Origin of the sequence: Mycolicibacterium hippocampi, from assembly GCF_010723735.1 — a bacterium.
Classification (GTDB): Bacteria; Actinomycetota; Actinomycetes; order Mycobacteriales; family Mycobacteriaceae; genus Mycobacterium; species Mycobacterium hippocampi.
On record NZ_BLLB01000002.1, the window covers coordinates 5,655,374 to 5,678,656 of the forward strand.

Genomic DNA, 23,283 nt, shown 5'->3' on the forward strand with positions numbered 1-23,283 from the left:
CGTTCCGGCGATCAGATCCGGTCGTCGATGCCGGTCCGCAGCAGTTGCAGGGCGTGTCGGCACAGCCGGTCCAACTCGGGCAGCGAGCGGTCCTCGCCGAGCATCCACACCTCCATCGCCCCGAACACCGCGGCCGCGATGCACCGTGCGGTGACGGTGACCCGCATCCGTTCGTCGGTCCCCGGGTCGGGTGGGTCGGCGCCCGCCACGTGCGCCTCGATGGCCTCGGCGAAATCCGCCTCGACCTGCCGCAGGTGGCGCACGATCCGGCCTGGGTCCAGCTCCTGGGCGCGCATCGAGGCGATCTTGGTGACCGCCCAGTCGTCGTAGGGCGACGCCATGATCGCCGACTGCACCGACTCGATGATCGTCTCGTCGGGTGAGCGCGCTGCCAGTGCAGCGCGGAACCAGTGCAGGCCCGCGTCGTAGTCGGCGAACAACAGATCGTGCTTGGACGCGAAGTGGCGGTAGAAGGTGCGCAGCGAGACCCCGGCGTCGGCAGCGATCTGCTCGGCCGACGTGTCCTCGACCCCCTGGGCCAGGAATCTCACCACCGCGGCCCGCCTGAGCGCTTCCCGGGTGCGCTCGCTGCGCGCAGTCTGAGCAGGGCGGACCATGCCCGTAAAGTACCGCCCGCGCTGCGGGATCAGGAGCGGTTGGGGCTCAGCAGGGAGATCGACGCGTCGACGGCCTCGTCGGTGACGTCGCCCATCCGGCCGCCTTCTTCCACCGTGATCGCGGTCAGTTCACGCAGACCGCCGAGCAGCATGATGATCCGTCGGCGCGATATCGGGCCCACGCCCGCCGCCCGGAATTCGTCGGTGTCCCCCAGGGCGCCGACCATGTCGATGAAGCTCTCCATCGCGTCCCGCTGCAGACCCCGCGCGGCGGCGCCCAACGCCGGCACGTCGCGGATCCAGCTCAGCATGAGCGCCGATCGCTCCTCCCCCGAGGAGATCCACGCCTCGATGGCCTGTCGTACCTGCTTCTGCCAGGGCGCGCTCGGGTCGACCGCGTCCGAGATCTGCCTGACCTGATCGATGTTGGCGTCGGACAGCAACGCGACAAAACAGGCTTCCCTGCTGTCGAAGTGCTCGTAGAACGTGCGCCGCGAGGTCCTCGCCCGGCGGACGATGTCGGCCACCGTCGACTTGGCATAGCCGACTTCGGTGATCGAGTCCTCCAGCGCAACGAGCAGCCGCTGCCGAAAGTCGTTTCTGCCAGCGTCGCCGCCGATGCCGGTCGTGTCCGCGGGTTTCATGTCACCGACATGATTTCACGCTCAGCGGCAGTAGTGACGGGTGGCGAAGTCGATGGCCTGCCGGTAGAGCGGATCCAGCGATCGGGTCTCTGTCACCACCGCTTTCGCCGCGTCGAGATCGGCCGGGCACGTCGGCGAGTGCAGCACCGTCCACTCGTCTGCCATCTCGGTGACCATCGTCCGGTTGAGCCCGTCGATGGTGGCGCGTGAGGACGCCAGATCAGGAGCCTGCACGGGTGCCGACGCGGGATCGAACTTCCATCGCGCGAGTCGGGTGTACTCGATGGCCACGGTGGCGTCGATCTGGTCGCGGAAGGCCGACGTCACGTAGGCCGGATCGATCTGGCGGTCGGTCGCGTCGGCGGCCACGGCATCGAGGACCTGCTGTTCGCGTGCCGGGTCCTCGATGAGCCCGCCGGTCAGCAGTTTGGATGCGGCCACCGGTTCGGCGACCTGGAGTCGTTGCGCAGCGGCGTCCACCAGCGGAACCAGTGGGTTCTCGGGTTGGCCGTGAGCGGCGGCAGGTGAGACCAGCATGGCCAGAGCGGCGGCGACGCAGAACGCGGCTGCGCGGATACCCGAGTCGATCATTGTGGCCAGGGCCGGGATCGAACCGGCGACCTTCCGCTTTTCAGGCGGACGCTCGTACCAACTGAGCTACCTGGCCGGACGGCCCGACCACTTCGTCGAACGAAGCGCCTCGCCGTAATGGCGACCCTGACGGGACTCGAACCCGCGACCTCCGCCGTGACAGGGCGGCGCGCTAACCAACTGCGCCACAGGGCCTTACTCGTGCAGCTTCCGTCGGAACGGTCGCCGCGTGTACCCCCTACGGGATTCGAACCCGCGCTACCGCCTTGAAAGGGCGGCGTCCTAGGCCGCTAGACGAAGGGGGCCGGCCGAATCTCTTCGGGGTACTCACAACAACATGTCGTTGGGAGCTTCGATAGCTTAGGGTACCGACACCCAAATCCTCAAACGAGCAGCCCGCCGCTATCCTTTGCAGTGCCGGTTTCACATCCACCGATACGCCCCTATAGCTCAGTTGGTAGAGCTACGGACTTTTAATCCGCAGGTCGCAGGTTCGAGCCCTGCTGGGGGCACCACGCGAAAGCCCAAGTCAGGGCCTCGCAGCTCCGCAACCTGTTTGGCTAGCGGCCCACGTCGGCGCCACCGTGTCCACATCTCGTCCACACTTGTGAAAACTGGCCAAGCCGTAGTCCACGTCGTGAGCGTAGGCATGACCGCCGACAGAACCGCACAGCGTCAGCGCATGGTGCGCTCGGCCAGCACTTCCGTTTTCACCCCGAGTGCGATGTAGGTGGACCTGGCACGAGCATCCCGGGTAACCAGCACAGCACCGTGCTCACGGGCCGCCAACGCGACAAGTCCGTCATAGGTTGCCCCACCGGCGATGCCCCGCTGCGCGAATTCACGATGCGCGGCCCGCGCGGAGTGGACACCCAACTGGAGCTGTTCAGGGAAGTTCTCGTCGATCAACGCGACCGCGTCAGCAGGTTCGACACGAGCATCGCCGGGCAGGCGGGTCAGCACTGAGTAGGTCTCAGCCAGCGCATGCCCGCTGAGGCCGAGCTTTCGGCTCTTCGCCCATTCCGCGACCATGCCGTGCTGGCTGTGCGAGGTGACCAAGAGCGGCACCGCGACACTGGTGTCGATTGCTGTGATGGTCATGGAAGGTCAACGTCGCCCCGAGTCGATGAGCGCGAACATCATCTCGTCGGTGACCGCCGTATCTGCCCGCGCGACCAGACGCCCGTCCGCATCGCGCTCAAGGCGCGCGGTGCGACCGCCGGGCACGATCTGCAGTCCCCCGCCGTAAGCCGAGATGTCGACCGTCGTACCGGGCGTCAATCCCAAGGCATCACGCAGCTGCTTGGGCAGGACGACACGGCCTCCGGAATCGATGACAGCCTCCATGGGATCAGGCTACCAGTGAGATCCCATTGTGGTGACGACGTTGAACCGGCGCATCCGGCAGTCGTGCTGCACGCGTGGGGCAGTCAGCGGAAGTAGAGCTCGTCGCCGGACGGATAGCCACCACCGGTCGTGGTGATGTGGACGTGGTCGTAGTGGCCGTAGCCACCGGGCCGGGCACCGCCCGGCGTGTAGTAGACACCCCGCCAGATCGCGTCCTGGATGCCGAACCGCCCGGCGTTCTTGAACACGTAGGAGACGATCGCGTTACCGAGTGCGATACCTTCCGCGGAGTTGGGGTTCGGGATCATCACGTCGATCGCCAAGCCGTTGGGATGCCACTGCAACGCGTCCTGGCGATGCCCGCCGATGTGCTTGATCTCCGGGAACACCGCGCTGATGCTGCGAGCGGTCAGGATCGTCCTCACCTGCAGGCCGCGCTCCGGCGCGATCCCCTCGGGCAGCGTGGGGCTGACGACCCGCCATCTCGACGCCGCAGTCACCACCGAGTCCGGCGGGATGGGCGCGCTCGCCTGGACGATCGTTCTGGCTGCCTCCGGCCCCGTGACGGGCGAGGCGACGATCTCGACGCAGCACGGCGCCGCCGGCTCCTCGACGATCTCTGGGGCCTGCTCGGCGACGGGGGTGGTGGTGGCAGGCCGGGGAAGCTGAGAGGCGTCACCCTTGACGACAAAAAACAACGCCGCCGGAGCGAGCACGGAGGCCACGAACACAGACGGGTGGCGTCGTTCGTTGGCTAGGGAGTGCCGGCCCACGCACTGCAACATACGTGGAATCGGCGGAAAGTACAGCACCGGAGCGGAAAAATGAATACGGCGCGCCGATCGTTACCCGACCGGTACCGGTCGGAGAGCCACCGTATATCTGCAGGTCAGATCGACTGTTCGGCGCTACATGGCGACGAGTAGACCGGCGATCGCGAGCACGGCAAAAATTGTCGCCACGGCGAGCCATCCGCCGGCGCTTCGGGGCTGCTGCGCCGGCGTGTCCAGGCAGGCCCGCATCTGCTCGGCGGTGCCGAAGCGCCATCGCGGATCGCGGGCCATCGACCGCTCGATGGTCAGCACCAGAGCCGCGTCTACGTCTGGGCGCACGACCCTCAGCGGCGGCAGCTGCCCTGCTGAGATCGCGTCGGCCAGCGCGCACAGATTCGTCTGCGGGAAGGCCCGGCGGGCGGTCAGCGCCTCGTAGGCGACGACGCCGAGTGCGTACAGGTCGTCACTCGCCACCGCCGGTCGTCCGGCGATCCGGTCGGCAGGCAGATAGGCCATCGTCCCGAAGATCCGATTGGTCAGCGTGTGCGGCGTATCAGCACTCTTCGCGACGCCGAAATCGGCGATCTTCACCCCACCGGACGGGGTGAACAGGATGTTGGCCGGCTTGATGTCGCGGTGCAGCACGCCGCGGGCATGAGCGGCGCCGAGGGCCGACAGCACGTCCCGCAGGATCGCGCGCACCTGCTGGGTCGACAGCGGACCGCCGCGGGCCAGCACATCGGCCAAGCTCTGCCCGGGCAGCCGCTCCAACACGATGTAGTGCCTGCCGTGATGGACGCCGGAGTCGTGCACGGCCACCACGTGCGGGTGATTGAGCCGGGCCGCAGCGCGCGCTTCGGTGGCGAACCGGCGCCTGGTGTCGGGCTCTGTGCTCGCCGACGGATAGAGCAGTTTGACGGCCACCGGGCGGCTCAGCCTGATGTCCCAGGCGTCGCGCACCTCGGCCATTCCGCCGCGGCCGATGACGCCCCGCAGTTCGTAGCGTCCGCCGAGAACCTCCGGCGCCTGCATGACCTGCATGGGTTCTAGCTAGCCAATCTGACGCAGACGCAAACCTGACCGACCCCACACGTGCATCAAGACTGCGGCCACGGCGGAGAAGTGCGAGTAGCGCCCGCCGCCAGCGCAGCCTCAACGGTGACGCAGACGCAAACCTGGCGAGTCAGACCTTCGGGCTGTAGTAATGCGGGTTGTCCCGGTACTCCACCGGTGGCAGATTGCGCGCAGGAGTCTCCACCAGCGGCGCATCTGCGGGCAACCGGCCGTGCGCACGGTCCCATGCCGACCGCTTCCGGGGATGCATCAGCATCCGCTTGGGCAGCAGCCTGGTGCCCACATACACGGCCTGACCGAAGAGTCGGTGCAGCCGCTCCTGGCGGGGAGACCAGCTGTAGCCCATCAGCTCCCGCACCGCAGGATCGAACAGCCCGACGGTGGTGAAGTTGAAGAACCGCTGCATCCCTTGCACATTCAGCCGCCACAGCCAGTCGGGCATCCATTCCAGCGATGGATGCTTCGGCATGGTCGACAGGTCCAGCACCGCCCGGGCGGCCCAGTTGTTCTCCAGGACGTCGTGGCACATGTGATCCCAGTACTGCTGGAAGTCCTCCCAGGTCTTCGGTACCGGCCGCATGCTCATCCCATACATCCGGTACCAGGCGACGTGCTCGTCGAACAGTTGCCGCTTCTGCGCCTCGGTCAGGCCGCCGCCGAGCCATTCCGCGGCCAACAGCGTCGACTTGAAGAACGTCGCGTGGGCCCAGTAGAAGACCTCGGGGTTCAGCGCGCTGTACCGGCGCCCCTGGTCGTCGACGCCCTTGATCCCGATGTGATAGTCACGGACCTCGGCGCCGGTGCTCGGCGCGCGGTCGCCGTCGAACACCACCCCGCCGATCGGGTACACCGACCGGAACAGCCGCGGCATCCGCTCGATGAAGAAGATCGAGTGCTGCTGCACCGCGGCCCCGAGTTGCGGATGCATGTTCTGCATCGATCCCGCCCACGGTCCCTGCAGCATCCCGGTCCACTGACCGAAGTACTTCCATGTCAGCGATTCCGGGCCGAGGGGAAGTGGCGGCGCGTCATAACCTCCCGGTGCGACCGGACAACCCGCTGCCACCGGCGCGGCCGCAGGATCGGATGTGCTGGTCACCGGGCACGTCTCGGACGTATCTTGAGTCACTGGTGACCTTTCCCTGAACGTGTCACGTCGCCACAGTGTTTTGACTACGAACGTTGTCAGTGGAGTTTAGGAGTGATGTGGCGTCCGGTCAACGACGCGGCCGATGGTCGGGTGTTCCACTACAGGACCGCCAGATTCTTCGCCGCGGCGAACTGATCACCGCAGGCATCGGCCTACTGGGCAGTCCGGGTGGGCCGAGGCTGACGGTGCGCGCGGCATGTCGCGCCGCCGGGCTGACCGAGCGCTACTTCTACGAGAGCTTCACCGACCGCGACGAGTATGTGGGTGCGGTCTACGACGACGTGTGCAACACCGCGATGTCCACACTGCTCAAGGCCGACAGCCCCCGTGACGCCGTCGAGCAGTTCGTCGCGCTGATGGTCGACGACCCGGCCCGAGGGCGGGTGCTGCTGCTCGCGCCGGAAGTCGAGCCGGTGCTGGCGCGTTCGGGCGCGGAGTGGATGCCCAACTTCATCGATCTGCTGCAGCAGAAGCTGACCCGCATCACCGATCCCACCGTCCAGGCGATGGTTGCCACCGGCCTGATCGGGGCACTCAGTGCATTGTTCACGGCCTACCTCGACGACAGGTTGGCCGCGACGCGCGAACAGTTCATCGACCACTGTGTTGAGCTACTGCTCAGCAGAGCTGCGACCTGAACAGCCCGCCGACCTGGGTGTGAGCCGTGGCGTGGTGGCTTGAATGTCACCCGTTTACACAGATATATTGAGTGCAACCATCAGGTACAGATAACTGGGAGGTGTCGTGTCGAAAGACCTGACCGACCTGCAGCTGTTGACCGAACTCGAGCCAGTCGTCGAGCAGAACGTCAACCGCCACATGCGGATGCGTAAGGACTGGAACCCCCACGACTACATCCCGTGGTCCGATGGCAAGAACTACTACGCGCTCGGCGGCCAGGACTGGGACCCCGAGCAGACCCAGCTCTCCGAGGTCGCCCGCGTCGCGATGCTGGTGAACCTGCTCACCGAGGACAACCTGCCCTCCTATCACCGCGAGATCGCGATGAACTTCGGCATGGACGGCCCGTGGGGTTTCTGGGTGAACCGCTGGACCGCCGAGGAGAACCGGCACGGCATCGCGCTGCGCGACTACCTGGTGGTCACCCGCGCGGTCGATCCCGTCGAACTCGAGCAGCTGCGCATCGAGCAGATGACCCGCGGTTTCAGCCCCGGCCAGAACGACCAGATCGAGGCCGACCTGTTCGCCGACAGCCTGTTCGACTCGGTGATCTACGTGACGTTCCAGGAACTCGCCACCCGCGTCTCGCACCGCAACACCGGTAGAGCGTGCGAGGAGCCAATCGCCGACCAGTTGTTGCAGCGGGTCTCAGCCGACGAGAACCTGCACATGATCTTCTACCGTGACGTGTCCGAGGCCGGCTTCGAGATCGCCCCCAACCAGGCGATGAAGTCGCTGCACAAGGTGCTGCGGAACTTCAAGATGCCCGGCTACACGATCCCCGACTTCCGCCGCCGGGCCGTCACCATTGCCTCCGGCGGTGTCTACGATCCGCGGATCCACCTCGACGACATCGTGATGCCGGTGCTCAAGAAGTGGCGGATCTTCGAACGCGAGGACTTCAACGGCGAGAGCGCCCGGATGCGCGACGACCTCGGCCTCCTCGTCGACGAGCTGCAGGAGTCGGTCGACAAGTTCGAGATCGCCAAGCAACGTCGCGAGGAGCGGCTGGCTCAGATGGCCGAGAAGAAGGCCGCGAAAGCTCAGCTGGTCGGAACCTCCACGGGCAGTTGACCGCCACCACCGACCACCGGCCGGCCCGATCCGCGTTGCGGATCGGGCCGATCGCACTGCGCAGCCCGGTCGTCCTCGCCCCGATGGCCGGGGTGACCAACGTCGCTTTCCGGACGTTGTGCCGTGAGCTGGAGCTGGCCCGCGCCGGCACGGTGAGCGGACTGTACGTCTGCGAAATGGTGACCGCCCGCGCCCTGGTCGAACGGCACCCGGTCACGATGCACATGACCACGTTCGCGCCCGACGAGTCGCCACGGTCCCTGCAGCTCTACACCGTCGACCCGGAGAACACCTACGCGGCGGCGAAGATGATCGCTGACGAGGGGCTGGCCGACCACATCGACATGAACTTCGGCTGCCCCGTGCCGAAGGTCACCCGCCGCGGCGGCGGCGCCGCACTGCCGTTCAAGCGGCGGCTGTTCGGCCAGATAGTCGCCGCCGCCGTCAAAGCGACCGAGGGCACCGATATTCCGGTCACCGTGAAGTTCCGGATCGGCATCGACGACGACCATCACACCCATCTCGACGCCGGGTCGATCGCGGCCCAGGAGGGAGCGGCGGCGGTCGCCCTCCACGCCCGCACCGCAGCGCAGCGCTACTCCGGCACCGCCGACTGGACGCAGATCGCCGCGTTGAAGGCCCATGTCACCGATGTTCCGGTGCTGGGAAACGGTGATATCTTCGACGCCCGAGACGCCCTGGCGATGATGGCCGCGACGGGTTGCGACGGTGTGGTGATCGGCCGCGGCTGCCTGGGACGGCCGTGGTTGTTCGCCGAGCTCTCGGCGGCATTCACCGGAACGTCCCCAGCGACCCCGCCCACGCTCGGCGAGGTCGCGCAGATCATCCGCAGGCACGGCGAGCTCCTTGTTGCACATTTCGGAGAGGACAAGGGAATGCGGGACATCCGCAAGCACGTGGCGTGGTATCTGCACGGATTCCCCGCAGGAGCCGACCTTCGGCGGTCATTGGCGCTGGTCAAGACGATTTCAGAGCTCGATGACCTGCTGGAGCAGCTGGACCCGGAGGTACCGTTTCCGCCCGCGGCGGGCGGTCCGCGCGGGCGCCAGGGCTCGCCGGCGTCGGTGACACTGCCCGAAGGCTGGCTCGACGACCCCGACGACTGCATGGTTCCCGCTGGGGCCGATGTGATGAACTCAGGTGGCTGAGCTGGACAGATCGAGACAGGACTGACACCTTAGTTTGACTAGCTGTCTCTCAGGTTGTCTCAGTACGATGGGACTCCGACTACTCTGCTCCGGTGGCGGAGCCGGGGTGAGTGCTCTAGACAGATAGCAGGCAGTCCTCGCCTGGGCGGCGGTGCGCGACGACGCCCGAACGCCGTGGGGAGCCGTAGGGAGCTGGAAGGCCGGTACGAACATGAGTGACGGCGGTAACGCCACTCCTGGCCGTCCCCTCCCCGGCGACGGCGACAGGACCGGCGACACAACCGATGCTGACCGGCTTACCCGATCGCGACGGCCGACGCCAGGCGGCGCGCCGTGGGAACGGGCAACCGAGTCCCGCCGGCTTGACGAGGGCCCCCCGCCCGAACCCGTCACCGTCGCCGACCTGATCGCCAAGATCAACGGTGGTGCCCCGGTCTCGGAGCCGAAGCGGCACCGCGCGGAACCGGTGCCCGACGCCGAGCCGTATCCCGAGCTGGACGATTTCGACACCACCGTGCTGCCCGTCACGGTGCTGCCCACGTCCGAGCTCCCGGACCTGACCGGACCGCGCGTTCCGGTTCGCCGCGATCTCCCGAAACCCGACCACCACCGCGCAGTGCTCGTGGGGCGGGTCGCGGCGGCGCTGGTCGCGGTGCTCGCACTGGTGCTGACCGGCGGCGCCTGGCAGTGGCAGTCGTCGAAGAACAACTCGCTCAACCGGGTCTCGGCACTGGACCCGGGCTCCCGCGACATCGTCGACCCCAATGCGCAGTTCGGCGACGAGAACTTCCTCATCGTCGGTGTGGACAGCCGCTTCGGTGAAAACCTCGAGATGGGCGCCGGAACCACCGAAGACGCGGCCGGCTCCCGGTCGGACACGATCATGCTGGTCAACATCCCCGCCAACCGGGAACGTGTTGTGGCCGTGTCGTTCCCGCGGGACCTCGAGATCGACCCGATGGAGTGCGAGCCGTGGGATCCCCAGACCCGCGAGTACGGCCCCATCACCGACGAAGAATCGCCGATGTACGGCATGGAGACGGTCTACACCGAGTACAAGCTGAACTCAGCCTTCGCCGTCGGCGGGCCCAAGTGTCTGGTCAAGGTGATCCAGAAGATGTCGGGTCTGCACGTGAACCGTTTCATGGCAGTCGATTTCGCCGGATTCTCCAAGATGGTCGACGCCCTCGGCGGGGTCGAGGTGTGCACCACAGCGCCGTTGGAGGACTACGAACTCGGCACGGTGCTACCGGTCGCCGGCCGCCAGATGGTCGACGGCCACACCGCACTGAACTACGTTCGCGCGCGCCAGGTGACCACCGAGAACAACGGCGACTACGGCCGGATCAAGCGACAGCAGCTGTTCCTGTCGTCGCTGCTGCGTTCGCTGATCTCCAAGGAGACGTTCTTCTCGCTCTCGAAACTCAACAACGTCGTCAACATGTTCATCGGCGACAGCTACGTCGACAACCTGGACACCAAAGACCTCGTCGACCTCGGCCAGTCGGTGCAGGGCGTCTCCGCGGGCCGCATCACGTTCGTCACCGTGCCCACCGTCGGTTATGCCGACGAGTGGGGCAACGAGGTGCCCCGCACCGATGACATGCGCGCCCTGTTCAGCGCGATCATCAACGACGATCCGCTGCCCGAGGAGCGCAACGCCGACAACACACCGGTGCCCGGCACGCCCGAGTCGCTGATCAACTCGGCGTCGGGTGAGGCTGTCCCGCACACCGGGGACCCCTCCGGCGAGGGTGAGTTCGTGACCGCTGTGGCCACCGACCCCGAGGCCGTCACGGTGCGGGTCTCGAACGCGACGGCGGAAAGTGGGCTCGCGGCCACGGCCGCCGACGCGTTGCAGGTGCACGGCTTCAACGTCACCACCCCCGACGACTACCCGGGCCCGCTGTCGCAGACGACGGTGTTCTTCTCCTCGGGCAACGAAGAAGCCGCCGCGACCGTCGCCTCGTCGTTCGCCAACCCGACGATCGAGCGTGTCACCGGGATGGCCGATGTGGTCCAGGTGGTGCTCGGCAGCGATTTCCAGTCGGTGGACGCCCCCGTCCCCAGCGGATCGTCGGTCCAGGTTCACGTCATCCGGGGCACCGGCGACACGACCGCAGAACTCCCCGAGGACCTGTCGGTCACCAACGCCGCCGACACCACCTGCGAGTGAACGCCGTTTGGGCAGGTGGCATTCACCTTTCGTTCACCGGCCGGTTCGTGACGATTGGGCAGGTCAGCCCGTAGGCTTGCGCCATGCGAAGCGCCTACCACGAACAGCTTGATGCCCTCAGCAGCCAACTCGGCGAGATGTGCGGGATGGCGGGGGTGGCGATGGAGCGTGCCACCCAGTCCCTGCTCCAGGCGGACCTCGCGCTGGCCGAGCAGGTCATCACCGATCACGAGCTGATTGCAGAATCGAGCGCGCGCGCGGAAGAGAGCGCGTTCATACTTCTTGCGCTGCAAGCTCCGGTGGCCGGTGATTTGCGGTCCGTGGTCAGTTCGATCCAGATCGTCGCCGATGTCGACCGGATGGGGGCGCTGGCGCTGCACGTGGCCAAGATCGCACGTCGTCGCCACCCTCAGCACGCGCTGCCGGAGGAGGTCAACGGCTACTTCGCCGAAATGGGCAGGGTCGCAGTCGAACTCGGACACGGCGCACAAGAGGTGCTGATCACCCGGGATCCGGAGAAGGCCGCCCGGATCCGCGAAGAAGACGACGCGATGGACGATCTGCACCGTCACCTTTTCACCGTGTTGATGGACCGGGAGTGGAAGCACGGCGTCGCGGCGGCGGTGGACATCACACTCCTGGGCCGGTATTACGAGCGTTTCGCCGATCATGCGGTCGAGGTGGCTCGCCGGGTGATCTTCCAGGTCACCGGAGAACTGCCCACCGCAGACGGTGAATTGAATGCCCGCTAACTGAACCCTCAGGGAACGAAGCTCGCTGTCCACAAGTGGAACAGCAGATGAACGGAAAAGCATGACCGGCGAACAGCAGACCAATTCTGTTCTGGCACATTGACCGGCCCAGGATAGCTCACCAAACATTGAGTCAATGTCTGCTGACTATTCAGCCGAAACCCATCGGCGGGCCTCCGTTCATGCGGCACTCGCCGATCCCGGCCGGCTCGCCATCGTCGACCGTCTGCTGCTGAGTGACGCAACACCGTCGGAGCTGCGAGTCCTGCTGGGGATGCCCTCCAACCTCCTCGCTCACCACCTGGGAGTGCTCGAGACGGCGGGCGTGTTGCGACGGTCTCGGTCGGAGGGCGATCGTCGCCGCACCTATCTGTCGATAGCACACGAAGCGCTAGAAACACTGCTTCCGTCTCCGGTCCACAACGCGCGCCGGGTGGTCTTCGTGTGTACCCAGAACTCAGCGCGCAGCCAGTTGGCCGCAGCCGTATGGCACCGACACCACAGCCCCCTGGGTGCAACCTCGGCAGGTACCCACCCCGCGTCCGCGGTGCACCGCGACGCACTCGCAGCGGCCCGGCGGCGTGGGTTGTCGCTGCACGCAAGGGCGCCACAACACCTCGACGATGTCCGGGAACCAGGCGACCTCATCGTCGCGGTATGTGACAACGCCCACGAGGAGTTGCCCACGGACCTGCCCCGCATCCACTGGTCGATTCCCGACCCGACCCGCACACCTGAGCCACAGGTGTTCGACCACACGATCGAGGTGCTCACCGAGCGCATCAACCGGCTCGTTTCCCTGGTAGGCCCATCTAGCAACGGAGCAGATCAATGACCGAGAACACCGTCCAGCCCTTTCGTCACGACCTGAGCATCGACCAGCAGCTCGGCCTGAGAACCGCCGCGAGTCGGCTACAGTCGGAGTTCGGCACCATGTTCGGCGTCGAGACGCTCGAGCGGTTCCTGCACTCGTCCTACGACCAATTCGCCAGTAGGGCCACCGTCCCGAATTATCTGCCGCTCTTGGCAGAACGATTTGCGCGGCAACGCCTGCGGGCGCTGGCCAAGGTGGAGGGCAAGCATGACGACGGTAAGCCGGTGGTGTTGTTCCTCTGCACCCACAACGCGGGACGTTCGCAGATGGCCATGGGTTTCTTCACACACTTCGCCGGCGAGGAGGCGGTGGCTTGGTCAGGCGGATCGGAGCCGGGCCACGAGGTGAACCCCGCGGCAGTGGAAGCGATGGCAGAGATTGGAATCGACATCGCCGGCGAGTATCCGAAACCGTGGACCGATGAGATCGTCCGGGCGGCCGATGTGATCATCACCATGGGCTGCGGGGACGCGTGCCCGATCATTCCCGGCCGGCGCTATGAGGAGTGGGTCCTCGACGACCCGGCCGACATGTCTGTGGACGGCGTTCGACCCATTCGAGACGAGATCGAGCGCCGGGTAGAGAGCCTTCTCGCCGAGCTCGGGGTTCCCGTCACGCGCTAGGCCCGTTGGACCGAACGACGATATGTCTGCGTCGTTCACCTTCCGTTCACCTTCCGTGTTCCGGATGGATGCGTGTCTTTCCTACGTTTTGCGAGTACTCAGTACGAGACCGGGCTCGCAGGTGCGCGCCCGCATCAACAGTGATCGGAGAAAAATGCGCAACTGGCTACCAGCGGCCGCACTGGCCGCGACGGCTTCCATCTTTGTCGCGGGCTGCGGCGGGAGCGGTGACAGTGCAGGCGGCGGTGAAGGCGGCGGTGAGTCCCTGTCGGGCAACATCCGCGTCGACGGCTCGAGCACGGTTGCGCCACTGTCGGAGACCATCGCCGAGCTCTTCCAGCAGGAGAACAACGGTGTGCAGGTGACGGTCGGCACCTCGGGTACCGGCGGCGGATTCGAGAAGTTCTGCAACGGCGAAACAGACCTCAGCGACGCGTCGCGACCGATCAAGGACGACGAGGCCGCCAACTGCGAGGCAGCGGGCATCTCATTCGACAGCATCACGGTGGCCAACGACGCCCTGTCGGTGGTCGTCAATCCCGAAAACCCCGCGACCTGCATGACGGTCGATCAGGTCCGCCAGATCTGGGACCTCGGTTCGACGGTCAACACCTGGGGCGACGTCGAGGGTCTCGACGTCCCCGCGGAGTTCGCCGGCACCCCGATGCAGCCGTTCGGTCCGGGTGTCGACTCGGGAACGTTCGACTACTTCACCGAAGCGATCAACGGTGAAGAGGGCAAGATCCGCGAGAACTACACCGACATCGGTGAGGACGACAATGCTGCCGTGACCGGCGTCTCGGGCGCGGTCGGTGGCATCGGCTTCATTCCGTACTCGTTCATCACCGAGGTCGGCGACGCAGTCAAAGCCGTCGAGATCGACAACGGAAGCGGCTGCGTTGCCGGGACCCTGGAGAACGTGCAGGGCGGCACCTACACCCCGCTGGGCCGCGAACTGTTCGTCTACGCGAAGGACCAGTCCCTGAACCGCCCGGAGGTGCTGGCGTTCATGGAGTTCTACGTCGACAACTCCGACGCGGCGGCCGAGGCGGCCTCCTACATTCCGCTCACCGACGAGCAGAAGGAAGAGGCGCGCGCCAAGATCGCCGAGCTCGAAGCCAAGTGACCGAGGAAACGGCAACGTTCACATGACGATCACGGACGACGCCGCCAGCCCACCTCTCGACGAGGTGTCGCTGGCGGCGTCCAGCCCCCGCTACATGGAGAAGGCGATCAAGGCCGCGTTCGCGCTGTGCGCGGCGCTGTCCGTGGCGATCACCACGGCGATCGTCCTGGCCCTGCTCTTCCCGACCATCAGCTTCTTCAGTCACGTCTCGATCATCGAGTTCTTCACCGAAACATCGTGGCGGCCGGCGTTCGCGACACCCTCCTTCGGCGTGATGCCCATCGTCGTCGGAACGCTGACGGTGGTGTTCTGGGCCTTGCTGATCGGCATTCCGATCGGCCTGCTCGCCGCGATCTACCTCGCCGAGTACGCCCCGACGGGGGTGCGGAGGGTGGTCAAGCCGGTCCTGGAAGTTCTGGAAGGCATTCCGACCGTTGCGATCGGCATGTTCGGCTTGCTGTTCATGCGACCGTTCCTCGAGGACCTCATGCCGTTCCTGCAGTGGCAGGCGTTCTCGGTCGGCGTCGCCGGGATCATGGTCGGCATCATGATCGTGCCGCTCATCACCTCGGTGTCCGACGACGCGATGCGATCTGTGCCCGCTGGCCTCCGCGAAGGTGCGTACGGCCTGGGAGCCAACAAGATGCAGGTCTCGCTGCGAGTCATCTTCCCGGGGGCGATCTCCGGCATCATCGCCGCGATCGTGCTTGCTACCTCACGCGCAATCGGCGAGACCATGGTGGTGTTGATCGTTGCGGGCCAGACACCGTTGCTCGGCTTCACCTTCACCGGGTCGGTGCAGACGATGACCGCGTTCATCGGGTCCACCGCCACCGGCGACATCTCCACCGGCAGCATCGTCTACGAGGCGATCTTCGCCGTGGGTGCGCTGCTGTTCGTCATGACACTGGCAATGAACATGTTCGCGATCCGCATGGTCAGCCGCTTCCGGGAGGTTTACGACTAGTGACTATTGAGAAGCCGGCGGTGCGCACCGAACGCGCGCGATTGGCCACCGCTGGGGCGCGAGCCGTCGTGGAAAGCACGCTACAAAGCAAGTCGCCCATGGGGAAGGTCAAGAATCAGCTGTTCCTGGCCCTGATGCTGCTCGCCATCGCGACCGCGGTCACGATGCTGCTCGGCATGATCCTGTGGGCCGCGATCAAGGGATGGCCGCGGCTGGACCTGAACCTGTTCCTCAACGCACCCTCGACGATCAATCGAGATACCGCCGGGTTCCGGCCGGCGATCCTCGGCACCATCTACATCATCTTGGGCGTCATCCTGCTCATCGTGCCCATCGGCGTCGCTGCGGCTGTGTACCTCGAGGAGTATGCGGACAAGACGAAGTGGTTCAACAGACTGATCGAGCTGAACATCCAGAACCTGGCCGGCGTGCCGTCGATCGTCTTCGGCATCCTCGGGATGGCGTTCATCGTGCGCGGTCCGATCAGCATGGGCTTCGTTGCGGCAGCCGGTTCGATCACCTTGGCAATGCTCGTCTTGCCGACGGTGATCATCACCGCTCGCGAGGCCATCAAGGCAGTGCCCTCGTCGATACGTGACGCTTCGTTGGGCCTGGGTGCCACCCAGTGGCAGACGGTGAGCAAGCAGGTTCTCCCCACCGCGATCCCAGGCATTCTCACCGGGGTCATCCTCGCGGTGGCGCGGGCTATCGGCGAAGCCGCGCCGCTGCTCCTGGTCGGGGCCACGACGTTCGTCACGTTCAACCCGAGCTTCTGGGAGGGTGGCTACACGGCGATGCCGGTGCTGATCTACAACTACATCGCCCGCCCGCAGGAGGAATTCCATATCCTGGCCGCAGCCGGCGTGATCGTGATGCTCGCAGTGCTGCTGGCAATGAATTCGTTCGCGATCTGGCTGCGCAATCACTACGAACGGAAGTTCTGACACCATGAACCAGGGACCAGCAGCGACCACCACCGGAAGCGGACAGATGACCGATCGACTGACCTCCGACGACACAGCCGAGAAAAACACGTTCCAGGTGGACAAGCGGCCCCCGCGGGAACGCGCTGCCGTCGGCGGGATGGTGTTCACCGTTAGGGAAATGAACGTCTGGTACGGCTCACACAAAGCAGTTCGCAACGTGAACCTCGACATCGCCAACGGGGACATCACCGCCCTCATCGGCCCGTCCGGGTGCGGCAAGAGCACAGTGCTGCGGTGCTTCAACCGGATGAACGACCTGGTGCCCTCCGCCCGTGTGGAAGGCCAGGTGAAGTACCACGGGATCGACCTGTACGGGAAGAATGTCGATCCGATCGAGGTGCGTCGTCGCGTCGGCATGGTATTCCAGAAGCCCAATCCGTTCCCGAAGTCGATCTACGACAACATCGCGTATGGCCCTCGGGTCAACGGGATGAAGGGTGACATGGACGAGATCGTCGAAGGGGCACTCAAGGGCGCGGCGCTTTGGGACGAAGTGAAGGACAAGCTCAAGGAGAGCGCACTGGCCATGTCGGGCGGCCAGCAACAGCGGTTGTGTATCGCACGCACGATCGCCACCCGTCCCGAGGTCATCCTGATGGACGAGCCGTGTTCGGCCCTCGATCCGATCGCGACGAGCAAGATCGAAGATCTGATGCGTGAGCTCGCCGAGGATTTCACGATCCTGATCGTCACCCACAACATGCAGCAGGCTGCGCGTGTCAGCGACCGGACCGCGTTCTTCACCGCCGCGGTGGATGAGAGTGACGGCGTACGTTTTGGTGAGCTCGTCGAGTACGACGACACCGAGAAGATCTTCTCGAATCCGTCGGACAAGCGCACCGAGGACTACATCTCGGGCCGCTTCGGCTGACGACGAGCCAAGTTTGATTGATGGTGTGTGGCCGGCCAAGTGCCGGCCACACGTCGTTTCGGCTCCATCATCGCGGCGCGACAGCAACCGCGATTCGATTCAACGCGTCGGCGTTGACGCGGTAGTACGCCCACTTGCCGCGTTGCTCGCGCTCGACCAACCCGGCCGCGGCCAGCAGTTTCATGTGATGTGACACCGTCGGCTGACTCAGGCCCAGTGGAGCGGTCAGGTCGCACACGCAGGCCTCGCCATCCTCCCCCGCGGCGATCAGCGACAGCAGCTTGATCCGGGCCGGGTCGGCGAGCGCTTTGAAGACCCCGGCGAGCTTTTCGGCGGCGGCGTCACCGAGGACGCCGCCGGTCGCCGGCGAGCAGCAGGCCTGGAGATCGTCGAGACCAACAGGTGTCGCGGCACTGGGCATGGGCCCATGATGCCACACATATTGACAAACTTCGATGGATCGCGCACGGTGGTATCCATCGACGTTCATCGATGTGAGGAGTGAGATGTCCGAGTTGCCTGTTGTCGTGATCGGCGCCGGTCCGCAGGGCCTGGCCGCCGCTGCTCATCTACTGGAACGGGGCTTGACCCCGGTGGTGCTCGAGGCCGGAAACGGTCCCGGAGCAGCGGTCGCCCACTGGTCACACGTGCGTACCTTCTCCCCGTGGCCCGAGCTGGTGGACGCCGCGGCTACCCGGCTGCTGACACCCACCGGATGGGCCGCGCCGACGTCGGGGTACCCCACCGGTGGAGAGTGGATCAGCCGCTACCTACGACCGCTGGCCGAGGCGCTCGGTGATCGCATTCGCTATCACACTCGGGTGACCGGGGTTTCGCGTCGCGGGCACGATCGCGTGCTGAGCCAGGACCGGGACAGTGCGCCCTTTGTCGTCCACGTGGTCGGCCGCAACGGGCAGGAGGCGACACTGTCCGCCCACGCAGTGGTCGACGCTTCGGGCACCTGGTCATTGCCGAATCCAGCAGGTGCCGACGGCCTTCCAGCTCTCGGCGAGAAGAAGGCCGCCTCGGCATCGCTGGTCACCTACGCGCCGCCCACGCCCGACACGTCAGCAGCATGGCGTGACGAGCACGTCGTGATCGTGGGCAGTGGCCATTCGGCGATGACGGCGGCGATCGAGTTGGCGGAGGTGGCCCGACAGCATCCCGCCACCCGGGTGACCTGGGTGCTCCGCCGCGGGGCCGCCGGCGATGTGTTCGGCGGCGGCGAGTCCGACGCCTTACCGCAACGGGGCGCGTTGGGCGCCCGGGCCCACGTAGAGGTGGACGCCGGTCTGGTGACCATGGTCACCGGGTTCCGGACAGAGCGGATCGACGTCGACGGGGGCCGGGTGACGGTCGTCGCTGATGACGGTCGGACGCTGCCGCCGGCTGACCACGTCGTCGTGCTGACCGGCTTCCGTCCGGATCTGTCGTTCCTGTCGGAGCTGCGTCTCGAACTCGACCCGGTGCTGCAGGCGCCGCTCAAACTGGCACCCGAGATCGACCCGAATGTGCATTCGTGCGGCAGCGTCCCTCCGCACGGCGCCGCCGAGCTCGCGCATCCGGACGAGCCGGGCCTATTCGTCGTCGGCATGAAGTCCTATGGCCGAGCGCCCACGTTCCTGGCGCTGACCGGCTACGAGCAGGTGCGGAGCGTGGCAGCCGAACTGGCCGGAGATCACGACGACGCCCGGCGGGTCCAGTTGGTGCTGCCCGAGACCGGCGTGTGCACCGGCGCCGGCCTGAGCGATCAGCCTGAAGCGTCGAGCCACGGCGGCAGCTGTGGGTCCACCCCCGCTGCAGACCAGGTGCCGTCGTTGGCGCTCAACACGATTGGCACATGACGTCACTGCACAGTGAGAGCACAGCCGCCGCCCACGGCGTCGGGTTGCGTGCGGTGCTTTTCACATTGTGCATCACCGAGATCACCAGCTGGGGCGTGCTCTACTACGCGTTCGCCGTCCTGTCGCCGGATATCAGCAGCGACACCGGCTGGTCGGCTCCCGCGGTCACGGGGGCGTTTTCCGCCGGGCTGGTGACCGCGGCGCTGGCCGGCATCGCAGTGGGGCGCCGGCTGGACCGGCACGGACCCCGGGTGATCATGACGACCGGCTCGGTGATGAGTGCGGCTGCGCTGTGCGGCGTCGCGGCGGCACCGAACTATTGGTGCTTCGTGGCGGCCTGGCTTTTTGCAGGGCTGGCGATGAGCGGTGTCTTCTACGCACCGGCTTTTGCCGCGTTGACCCGCTGGTACGGCCATCGAGCGGTGGGCGCACTGACGGTCCTGACGCTGGTGGCGGGTCTGGCCAGCACCGTGTTCGCCCCACTGACCGCGCTGCTCGCCCGGGACATGGACTGGCGCACAACATATTTCATACTCGCCGCGGCGCTGGCCATCGTGACCATCCCTGCCCACGCGTTCGGCTTGCGCCGCAGCTGGCCGTCGGTTGAATCACTACATCCGGTCGAATCGCCCACGACAACGGCCCGCAGCCGGCCGTTCGTCGCCCTGACCGTCGCTTACGCGGTAGCGGCGTGTGCGTCCTACGCCGTGATCGTCAACCTGGTACCCCTGATGAACCAGCGCGGTATCAGCACCGAAGCAGCTGCGCTCGCCCTCGGGCTGGGGGGCGCCGGCCAGGTGCTGGGTCGGCTCGGATACCGCACGATGGTCCGACGGATCGCGGTCGTGCCGCGAACCGTCCTGGTGATGGCGGCGGTGGCGGTCACCACGGTGTTGATCGGCGTTTTCACCTCACTGACGGTTCTGGTAGCAGTGACCGTAGCCGCCGGGATGGCGCGCGGTGTGATGACCCTCCTGCAGGCCACTGCGGTCACTGAGCGTTGGGGCCCAACACATTACGGCCATCTCAGCGGCATCCTGTCCGCACCGGTCATGCTCACCACCGCCCTGGGACCTTTCATCGGTGCCGGTCTGGCCGGCCTGCTCGGCGGCTACGCCGCGATGTTCGTGGTGCTCGGCGCACTTGCAGCCGTCGCGGCGTTGCTGGCAGCGGGCAGTGGCGTGAGCCGACGGCGGATCAGTGTGCGCGCGGCACGTACATGATCACTGCCACCCCCAACAGGCAGATCGCCGCGCCCACCACGTCCCACCGGTCCGGTCGAAACCCATCAAGCGCCATGCCCCACAGCAAGGAGCCCGCGACGAACACTCCGCCATAGGCGGCGAGGATCCGGCCGAAGTGAGCGTCCGGCTGCAGCGTCGCGACAAAGCCGTACGCCCCCAGGGCCAGAACCCCGAAGCCGATCCACATCCAGCCCCGGTGTTCCCGTACCCCCTGCCAGACCAGCCAGGCGCCGCCGATCTCCAAGACCGCCGCCACCACGAACAATGCGATCGACCTGGCAATCATCAGAGCGATCCCCCATCTATGTCCAGCATCGTCACAGTTTGACGCCAAACCTGTCGATCAGCCGGACCGACCGCGTTGCCGCCAGCTTCGACATCTGTCAATATAGATGGATGTCGAATCCGGTGGAGTTGCTGCCTGCGGCTGACTGGGCTGCGCTCGACGAAGCCACCTGCGTTTCCCTGTCTCAGATGTTCAAGGCGATCGGCGACCCCGTGCGACTGCGGCTGCTGAGCCTGATCGCGAGCCATTCCGGTGGGGAAGCCTGCGTCTGCGACATCTCCGGCCCGTTCGACCTGTCCCAGCCGACGATCTCCCATCACCTCAAGGTGCTTCGTTCGGCGGGCATCCTGGACAGCGAGCGACGAGGCTCGTGGGTCTACTACCGAATCGTTCCCTCCGCGCTGCAGAGGCTTTCAGCTGTCCTGCAGACCGAGGGCGGAGCCGCCATGCCATCTGACATCTGCACCGAGGAGACGGCGCGATGAGCGCACCCACCGATACCCACAACCCCGTCGTTGCCAAGCTGTCCACCCTGGATCGACTGCTGCCGCTGTGGATCGGCGTCGCCATGGTCGCAGGTCTGCTACTCGGCCGGATGATCCCCGGCCTGGGTAACGCACTGAGCGTGGTCGAACTCGACGGGATTTCCCTGCCCATCGCCATCGGGCTGCTCGTCATGATGTACCCGGTGCTTGCCAAGGTTCGCTACGACCGGCTCGACACGGTCACCGGGGATCGCAAACTGCTGGCGGCGTCGCTGGTGCTGAATTGGATTCTCGGCCCGGCACTGATGTTCGCCCTGGCGTGGCTGATGCTTCCGGACCTGCCGGAGTACCGCACCGGCCTGATCATCGTCGGGCTCGCCCGGTGTATCGCGATGGTCATCATCTGGAACGATCTCGCCTGTGGCGACCGAGAGGCCGCCGCGGTACTCGTCGCGATCAACTCGGTGTTCCAGGTGTTCATGTTCGCCGTCCTCGGCTGGTTCTATCTTTCGGTGCTGCCGGGGTGGCTCGGTCTGGAGCAGACCACGATCGACACCTCGGTCTGGCAGATCGCCAAGTCGGTCCTCATCTTCCTCGGCATACCGCTGCTCGCCGGCTATCTGACCCGCCGGTTCGGTGAGAAAACCAAGGGCCGCGAGTGGTACGAGTCTCGATTCCTTCCCAAGATCGGCCCGTGGGCGCTCTACGGCCTGCTGTTCACCATCGTCATCCTCTTTGCGCTGCAGGGCGACCAGATCATCTCCAACCCATGGGATGTCGCGCGCATCGCGCTGCCGCTGCTGGCCTACTTCGCGATCATGTGGGGCGGCGGATATCTCCTCGGCGCCGCTATCGGCCTGGGCTACGAGCGCACCACCACACTGGCGTTCACCGCCGCAGGCAACAACTTCGAGTTGGCGATCGCTGTGGCCATTGCCACCTACGGCGTCACCTCCGGACAGGCACTGGCCGGGGTTGTCGGTCCACTCATCGAAGTTCCCGTCCTGGTTGCCCTGGTGTACGTCTCGCTGGCCCTGCGCGGACGATTCGCCCACCAGACTCCCGCCGCAGTCGAGGAGAGGCAGTGACTCACAAGCCGGCCGTGCTGTTCGTCTGCGCGAAGAACGCCGGCAAGTCCCAGATGGCGGCCGGGCTGATGCGCCAGGTCGCCGGCGACGCGGTCGAGGTGCACTCTGCGGGCACCAAACCGGGAACGGCCGTCAACCCGCTGTCGGCGGCAAGCCTGATCGAGGTCGGGGTGGACATCAGCGGCGAAACACCGAAAGCGGTGGATCCGAAGGTCGTTCAATATGTGGACGTGGTGGTGATCCTGGGACGGGAGGCCCAACTGGAGCCGGTTGCCGGCACCGAACTCCAGAACTGGGACACCGACGAACCCAGTGAGCGCGGCATCGACGGCATCGAACGGATGCGTCTGGTGCGCGACGACATCGCTGTTCGAGTCCGCCGGCTTGCCGAGCAACTCCGCACCGCACCTCCGAAACAACCCGAGAAAGCCGTCCGATGAGCAAAGTCGAAGTGTTCGAACCAGCATTGTGTTGTGCGACCGGCGTCTGCGGCGAGGATGTGGACCAGCAGTTGGTGATCTTCTCGGCGGATCTGGATTTCGTCTCCAGCCGCGGCGGCGACATCACCCGCTACAACCTCGCCAGCGAGCCCAGCTCTTTTGCCGAGAACGAGACGGTCAGGGCGTTCCTTCAGGTCGCCGGCTCCAGCGGGCTGCCGTTGACCTTGGTCGACGGCATCACCGCGATGACGGGCCGCTACCCCGACCGGAACCAGCTCGCCACCTGGGCCGGCGTCGAGTCGGCGACGGGGACGAATCTGCTCGAGACCGGCGGACCCGCAACTGAGGGCGACAGCTGCTGCGGCGGCAACGATTCCAACGCCTCCGGGTGCTGTTAGAAC

27 protein-coding genes and 4 tRNA genes are annotated in these 23,283 nt (G+C 66.0%); 18 read left to right on the forward strand and 13 right to left on the reverse strand.

Annotated features, from left to right (window positions below; all coding sequences use genetic code 11):
* Nucleotides 1-11: 11 nt before the first annotated feature.
* From G6N53_RS29970 to G6N53_RS28165, 6 genes are all read right to left on the reverse strand, one after another.
* On the reverse strand, nt 12-617 hold the full coding sequence (locus G6N53_RS29970; RefSeq protein ID WP_205390484.1) for a TetR/AcrR family transcriptional regulator: 606 nt from the start codon (nt 615-617) through the stop codon (nt 12-14).
* Nucleotides 618-646: 29 nt separating this feature from the next.
* Nucleotides 647-1,261, reverse strand: coding sequence for a TetR/AcrR family transcriptional regulator (locus G6N53_RS28145; RefSeq protein WP_163894754.1), 615 nt, complete (start codon nt 1,259-1,261; stop codon nt 647-649).
* 21 nt (nt 1,262-1,282) lie between these two features.
* Nucleotides 1,283-1,852, reverse strand: coding sequence for a chorismate mutase (locus G6N53_RS28150; RefSeq protein WP_163894756.1), 570 nt, complete (start codon nt 1,850-1,852; stop codon nt 1,283-1,285).
* Nucleotides 1,853-1,854: 2 nt separating this feature from the next.
* Nucleotides 1,855-1,928 (reverse strand) — tRNA-Phe (locus G6N53_RS28155).
* A gap of 42 nt (nt 1,929-1,970) precedes the next feature.
* Nucleotides 1,971-2,047, reverse strand: a tRNA-Asp gene (locus G6N53_RS28160).
* A 37-nt stretch (nt 2,048-2,084) separates the two neighbouring features.
* Nucleotides 2,085-2,157: transfer RNA gene (locus tag G6N53_RS28165), tRNA-Glu, on the reverse strand.
* Between the two features lie 134 nt (nt 2,158-2,291).
* Here G6N53_RS28165 and G6N53_RS28170 point away from each other — a divergent pair.
* A tRNA-Lys gene (locus G6N53_RS28170) sits at nt 2,292-2,367 on the forward strand.
* A gap of 160 nt (nt 2,368-2,527) precedes the next feature.
* On the opposite strand, the gene G6N53_RS28175 is transcribed toward G6N53_RS28170, so the two are convergent.
* The 5 genes from G6N53_RS28175 to G6N53_RS28195 all read right to left on the reverse strand — a co-directional run bounded on the left by G6N53_RS28175 (nt 2,528) and on the right by G6N53_RS28195 (nt 6,175).
* On the reverse strand, nt 2,528-2,953 hold the full coding sequence (locus G6N53_RS28175; RefSeq protein ID WP_163894759.1) for a type II toxin-antitoxin system VapC family toxin: 426 nt from the start codon (nt 2,951-2,953) through the stop codon (nt 2,528-2,530).
* A gap of 6 nt (nt 2,954-2,959) precedes the next feature.
* Nucleotides 2,960-3,199 (reverse strand): AbrB/MazE/SpoVT family DNA-binding domain-containing protein, encoded by a 240-nt coding sequence (locus tag G6N53_RS28180; RefSeq protein WP_163894761.1) that lies wholly within the window; start codon nt 3,197-3,199, stop codon nt 2,960-2,962.
* Between the two features lie 83 nt (nt 3,200-3,282).
* Complete coding sequence (locus tag G6N53_RS28185; RefSeq protein WP_237166665.1) at nt 3,283-3,972, reverse strand: VldE C-terminal domain-containing protein; 690 nt, start codon at nt 3,970-3,972, stop codon at nt 3,283-3,285.
* A 135-nt stretch (nt 3,973-4,107) separates the two neighbouring features.
* Complete coding sequence (locus G6N53_RS28190) at nt 4,108-5,013, reverse strand: serine/threonine-protein kinase (RefSeq protein ID WP_237166666.1); 906 nt, start codon at nt 5,011-5,013, stop codon at nt 4,108-4,110.
* A gap of 142 nt (nt 5,014-5,155) precedes the next feature.
* The gene (locus G6N53_RS28195) at nt 5,156-6,175 is read right to left on the reverse strand and encodes an oxygenase MpaB family protein (RefSeq protein ID WP_163894765.1); all 1,020 of its coding nucleotides are present in this window, start codon (nt 6,173-6,175) and stop codon (nt 5,156-5,158) included.
* Between the two features lie 77 nt (nt 6,176-6,252).
* Here G6N53_RS28195 and G6N53_RS28200 point away from each other — a divergent pair, with 77 nt between their 5' ends.
* The 11 genes from G6N53_RS28200 to pstB all read left to right on the forward strand — a co-directional run bounded on the left by G6N53_RS28200 (nt 6,253) and on the right by pstB (nt 17,495).
* Complete coding sequence (locus G6N53_RS28200; protein ID WP_163894767.1) at nt 6,253-6,834, forward strand: TetR/AcrR family transcriptional regulator; 582 nt, start codon at nt 6,253-6,255, stop codon at nt 6,832-6,834.
* A 106-nt stretch (nt 6,835-6,940) separates the two neighbouring features.
* Nucleotides 6,941-7,951, forward strand: a complete 1,011-nt coding sequence (locus G6N53_RS28205; protein ID WP_163894769.1) for an acyl-ACP desaturase — start codon at nt 6,941-6,943, stop codon at nt 7,949-7,951.
* Nucleotides 7,952-7,986: 35 nt separating this feature from the next.
* Nucleotides 7,987-9,120 carry a tRNA dihydrouridine synthase DusB gene (gene dusB, locus G6N53_RS28210; protein WP_163896421.1) on the forward strand — a complete coding sequence of 378 codons (1,134 nt, stop codon included), beginning with the start codon at nt 7,987-7,989 and terminating at the stop codon, nt 9,118-9,120.
* 211 nt (nt 9,121-9,331) lie between these two features.
* Nucleotides 9,332-11,296 (forward strand): LCP family protein, encoded by a 1,965-nt coding sequence (locus G6N53_RS28215; protein WP_163894771.1) that lies wholly within the window; start codon nt 9,332-9,334, stop codon nt 11,294-11,296.
* 83 nt (nt 11,297-11,379) lie between these two features.
* Nucleotides 11,380-12,048 (forward strand): phosphate signaling complex protein PhoU, encoded by a 669-nt coding sequence (gene phoU, locus G6N53_RS28220; RefSeq protein WP_163894773.1) that lies wholly within the window; start codon nt 11,380-11,382, stop codon nt 12,046-12,048.
* A 136-nt stretch (nt 12,049-12,184) separates the two neighbouring features.
* Nucleotides 12,185-12,883, forward strand: coding sequence for an arsenate reductase/protein-tyrosine-phosphatase family protein (locus G6N53_RS28225; RefSeq protein ID WP_163894775.1), 699 nt, complete (start codon nt 12,185-12,187; stop codon nt 12,881-12,883).
* On the forward strand, nt 12,880-13,545 hold the full coding sequence (locus G6N53_RS28230) for an arsenate reductase ArsC (RefSeq protein WP_163894777.1): 666 nt from the start codon (nt 12,880-12,882) through the stop codon (nt 13,543-13,545). Before G6N53_RS28225 ends, G6N53_RS28230 begins: the two co-directional genes overlap by 4 nt.
* A 154-nt stretch (nt 13,546-13,699) precedes the next feature.
* The gene (locus G6N53_RS28235) at nt 13,700-14,671 is read left to right on the forward strand and encodes a phosphate ABC transporter substrate-binding protein PstS family protein (RefSeq protein WP_163894778.1); all 972 of its coding nucleotides are present in this window, start codon (nt 13,700-13,702) and stop codon (nt 14,669-14,671) included.
* 22 nt (nt 14,672-14,693) lie between these two features.
* A complete protein-coding gene (gene pstC, locus G6N53_RS28240; RefSeq protein WP_163894781.1) occupies nt 14,694-15,638 on the forward strand; it encodes a phosphate ABC transporter permease subunit PstC in 945 nt (314 codons plus the stop codon).
* A gap of 98 nt (nt 15,639-15,736) precedes the next feature.
* Complete coding sequence (gene pstA, locus G6N53_RS28245; protein WP_205390485.1) at nt 15,737-16,582, forward strand: phosphate ABC transporter permease PstA; 846 nt, start codon at nt 15,737-15,739, stop codon at nt 16,580-16,582.
* A 139-nt stretch (nt 16,583-16,721) separates the two neighbouring features.
* A complete protein-coding gene (gene pstB, locus G6N53_RS28250; RefSeq protein ID WP_237166798.1) occupies nt 16,722-17,495 on the forward strand; it encodes a phosphate ABC transporter ATP-binding protein PstB in 774 nt (257 codons plus the stop codon).
* A gap of 67 nt (nt 17,496-17,562) precedes the next feature.
* On the opposite strand, the gene G6N53_RS28255 is transcribed toward pstB, so the two are convergent.
* On the reverse strand, nt 17,563-17,916 hold the full coding sequence (locus tag G6N53_RS28255) for an ArsR/SmtB family transcription factor (protein ID WP_163894786.1): 354 nt from the start codon (nt 17,914-17,916) through the stop codon (nt 17,563-17,565).
* Between the two features lie 85 nt (nt 17,917-18,001).
* Between G6N53_RS28255 and G6N53_RS28260 the strand changes: the two genes are divergently transcribed.
* Both G6N53_RS28260 and G6N53_RS28265 read left to right on the forward strand, forming a co-directional pair.
* Nucleotides 18,002-19,339, forward strand: a complete 1,338-nt coding sequence (locus tag G6N53_RS28260; RefSeq protein WP_163894789.1) for an NAD(P)-binding domain-containing protein — start codon at nt 18,002-18,004, stop codon at nt 19,337-19,339.
* Nucleotides 19,336-20,562: an MFS transporter gene (locus G6N53_RS28265; RefSeq protein ID WP_163894791.1), complete on the forward strand. Its 1,227-nt coding sequence runs from the start codon at nt 19,336-19,338 to the stop codon at nt 20,560-20,562. Before G6N53_RS28260 ends, G6N53_RS28265 begins: the two co-directional genes overlap by 4 nt.
* Here G6N53_RS28265 and G6N53_RS28270 read toward each other — a convergent pair.
* Nucleotides 20,537-20,869: a YnfA family protein gene (locus G6N53_RS28270; RefSeq protein ID WP_205390486.1), complete on the reverse strand. Its 333-nt coding sequence runs from the start codon at nt 20,867-20,869 to the stop codon at nt 20,537-20,539. The genes G6N53_RS28265 and G6N53_RS28270 overlap by 26 nt on opposite strands.
* Nucleotides 20,870-20,979: 110 nt before the next feature.
* On the opposite strand from G6N53_RS28270, the gene G6N53_RS28275 reads away from it, so the two are divergent.
* Genes G6N53_RS28275 through arsD form a run of 4 tightly spaced genes read left to right on the forward strand, consistent with a single transcriptional unit; the run spans nt 20,980 to nt 23,280 of the window.
* The gene (locus tag G6N53_RS28275; RefSeq protein WP_163894793.1) at nt 20,980-21,354 is read left to right on the forward strand and encodes an ArsR/SmtB family transcription factor; all 375 of its coding nucleotides are present in this window, start codon (nt 20,980-20,982) and stop codon (nt 21,352-21,354) included.
* Nucleotides 21,351-22,442 carry an ACR3 family arsenite efflux transporter gene (gene arsB, locus G6N53_RS28280; RefSeq protein WP_163894795.1) on the forward strand — a complete coding sequence of 364 codons (1,092 nt, stop codon included), beginning with the start codon at nt 21,351-21,353 and terminating at the stop codon, nt 22,440-22,442. The genes G6N53_RS28275 and arsB overlap by 4 nt, the downstream gene beginning before the upstream one ends.
* A gap of 53 nt (nt 22,443-22,495) precedes the next feature.
* Complete coding sequence (locus G6N53_RS28285) at nt 22,496-22,882, forward strand: arsenate-mycothiol transferase ArsC (RefSeq protein ID WP_237166799.1); 387 nt, start codon at nt 22,496-22,498, stop codon at nt 22,880-22,882.
* Nucleotides 22,879-23,280, forward strand: a complete 402-nt coding sequence (gene arsD / locus G6N53_RS28290; RefSeq protein WP_163894797.1) for an arsenite efflux transporter metallochaperone ArsD — start codon at nt 22,879-22,881, stop codon at nt 23,278-23,280. The genes G6N53_RS28285 and arsD overlap by 4 nt, the downstream gene beginning before the upstream one ends.
* Nucleotides 23,281-23,283 lie beyond the last annotated feature (3 nt).

Excerpts from the sequence above, each read along its gene's own strand:
- arsB (WP_163894795.1), top strand. The coding sequence starts at position 21,351 with ATGAGCGCACCCACCGATACCCACAACCCCGTCGTTGCCAAGCTGTCC.
- G6N53_RS29970 (WP_205390484.1), bottom strand. The coding sequence starts at position 617 with ATGGTCCGCCCTGCTCAGACTGCGCGCAGCGAGCGCACCCGGGAAGCG.
- G6N53_RS28215 (WP_163894771.1), top strand. The coding sequence starts at position 9,332 with ATGAGTGACGGCGGTAACGCCACTCCTGGCCGTCCCCTCCCCGGCGAC.
- arsD (WP_163894797.1), top strand. The coding sequence starts at position 22,879 with ATGAGCAAAGTCGAAGTGTTCGAACCAGCATTGTGTTGTGCGACCGGC.
- pstC (WP_163894781.1), top strand. The coding sequence starts at position 14,694 with ATGACGATCACGGACGACGCCGCCAGCCCACCTCTCGACGAGGTGTCG.
- G6N53_RS28235 (WP_163894778.1), top strand. The coding sequence starts at position 13,700 with ATGCGCAACTGGCTACCAGCGGCCGCACTGGCCGCGACGGCTTCCATC.
- G6N53_RS28260 (WP_163894789.1), top strand. The coding sequence starts at position 18,002 with ATGTCCGAGTTGCCTGTTGTCGTGATCGGCGCCGGTCCGCAGGGCCTG.
- pstA (WP_205390485.1), top strand. The coding sequence starts at position 15,737 with ATGGGGAAGGTCAAGAATCAGCTGTTCCTGGCCCTGATGCTGCTCGCC.
- G6N53_RS28265 (WP_163894791.1), top strand. The coding sequence starts at position 19,336 with ATGACGTCACTGCACAGTGAGAGCACAGCCGCCGCCCACGGCGTCGGG.
- G6N53_RS28150 (WP_163894756.1), bottom strand. The coding sequence starts at position 1,852 with ATGATCGACTCGGGTATCCGCGCAGCCGCGTTCTGCGTCGCCGCCGCT.
- G6N53_RS28145 (WP_163894754.1), bottom strand. The coding sequence starts at position 1,261 with ATGAAACCCGCGGACACGACCGGCATCGGCGGCGACGCTGGCAGAAAC.
- G6N53_RS28180 (WP_163894761.1), bottom strand. The coding sequence starts at position 3,199 with ATGGAGGCTGTCATCGATTCCGGAGGCCGTGTCGTCCTGCCCAAGCAG.
- G6N53_RS28175 (WP_163894759.1), bottom strand. The coding sequence starts at position 2,953 with ATGACCATCACAGCAATCGACACCAGTGTCGCGGTGCCGCTCTTGGTC.
- G6N53_RS28275 (WP_163894793.1), top strand. The coding sequence starts at position 20,980 with ATGTCGAATCCGGTGGAGTTGCTGCCTGCGGCTGACTGGGCTGCGCTC.
- G6N53_RS28270 (WP_205390486.1), bottom strand. The coding sequence starts at position 20,869 with ATGATTGCCAGGTCGATCGCATTGTTCGTGGTGGCGGCGGTCTTGGAG.
- G6N53_RS28285 (WP_237166799.1), top strand. The coding sequence starts at position 22,496 with ATGGCGGCCGGGCTGATGCGCCAGGTCGCCGGCGACGCGGTCGAGGTG.
- phoU (WP_163894773.1), top strand. The coding sequence starts at position 11,380 with ATGCGAAGCGCCTACCACGAACAGCTTGATGCCCTCAGCAGCCAACTC.
- G6N53_RS28255 (WP_163894786.1), bottom strand. The coding sequence starts at position 17,916 with ATGCCCAGTGCCGCGACACCTGTTGGTCTCGACGATCTCCAGGCCTGC.
- pstB (WP_237166798.1), top strand. The coding sequence starts at position 16,722 with ATGGTGTTCACCGTTAGGGAAATGAACGTCTGGTACGGCTCACACAAA.
- G6N53_RS28225 (WP_163894775.1), top strand. The coding sequence starts at position 12,185 with ATGTCTGCTGACTATTCAGCCGAAACCCATCGGCGGGCCTCCGTTCAT.
- G6N53_RS28190 (WP_237166666.1), bottom strand. The coding sequence starts at position 5,013 with ATGCAGGTCATGCAGGCGCCGGAGGTTCTCGGCGGACGCTACGAACTG.
- G6N53_RS28230 (WP_163894777.1), top strand. The coding sequence starts at position 12,880 with ATGACCGAGAACACCGTCCAGCCCTTTCGTCACGACCTGAGCATCGAC.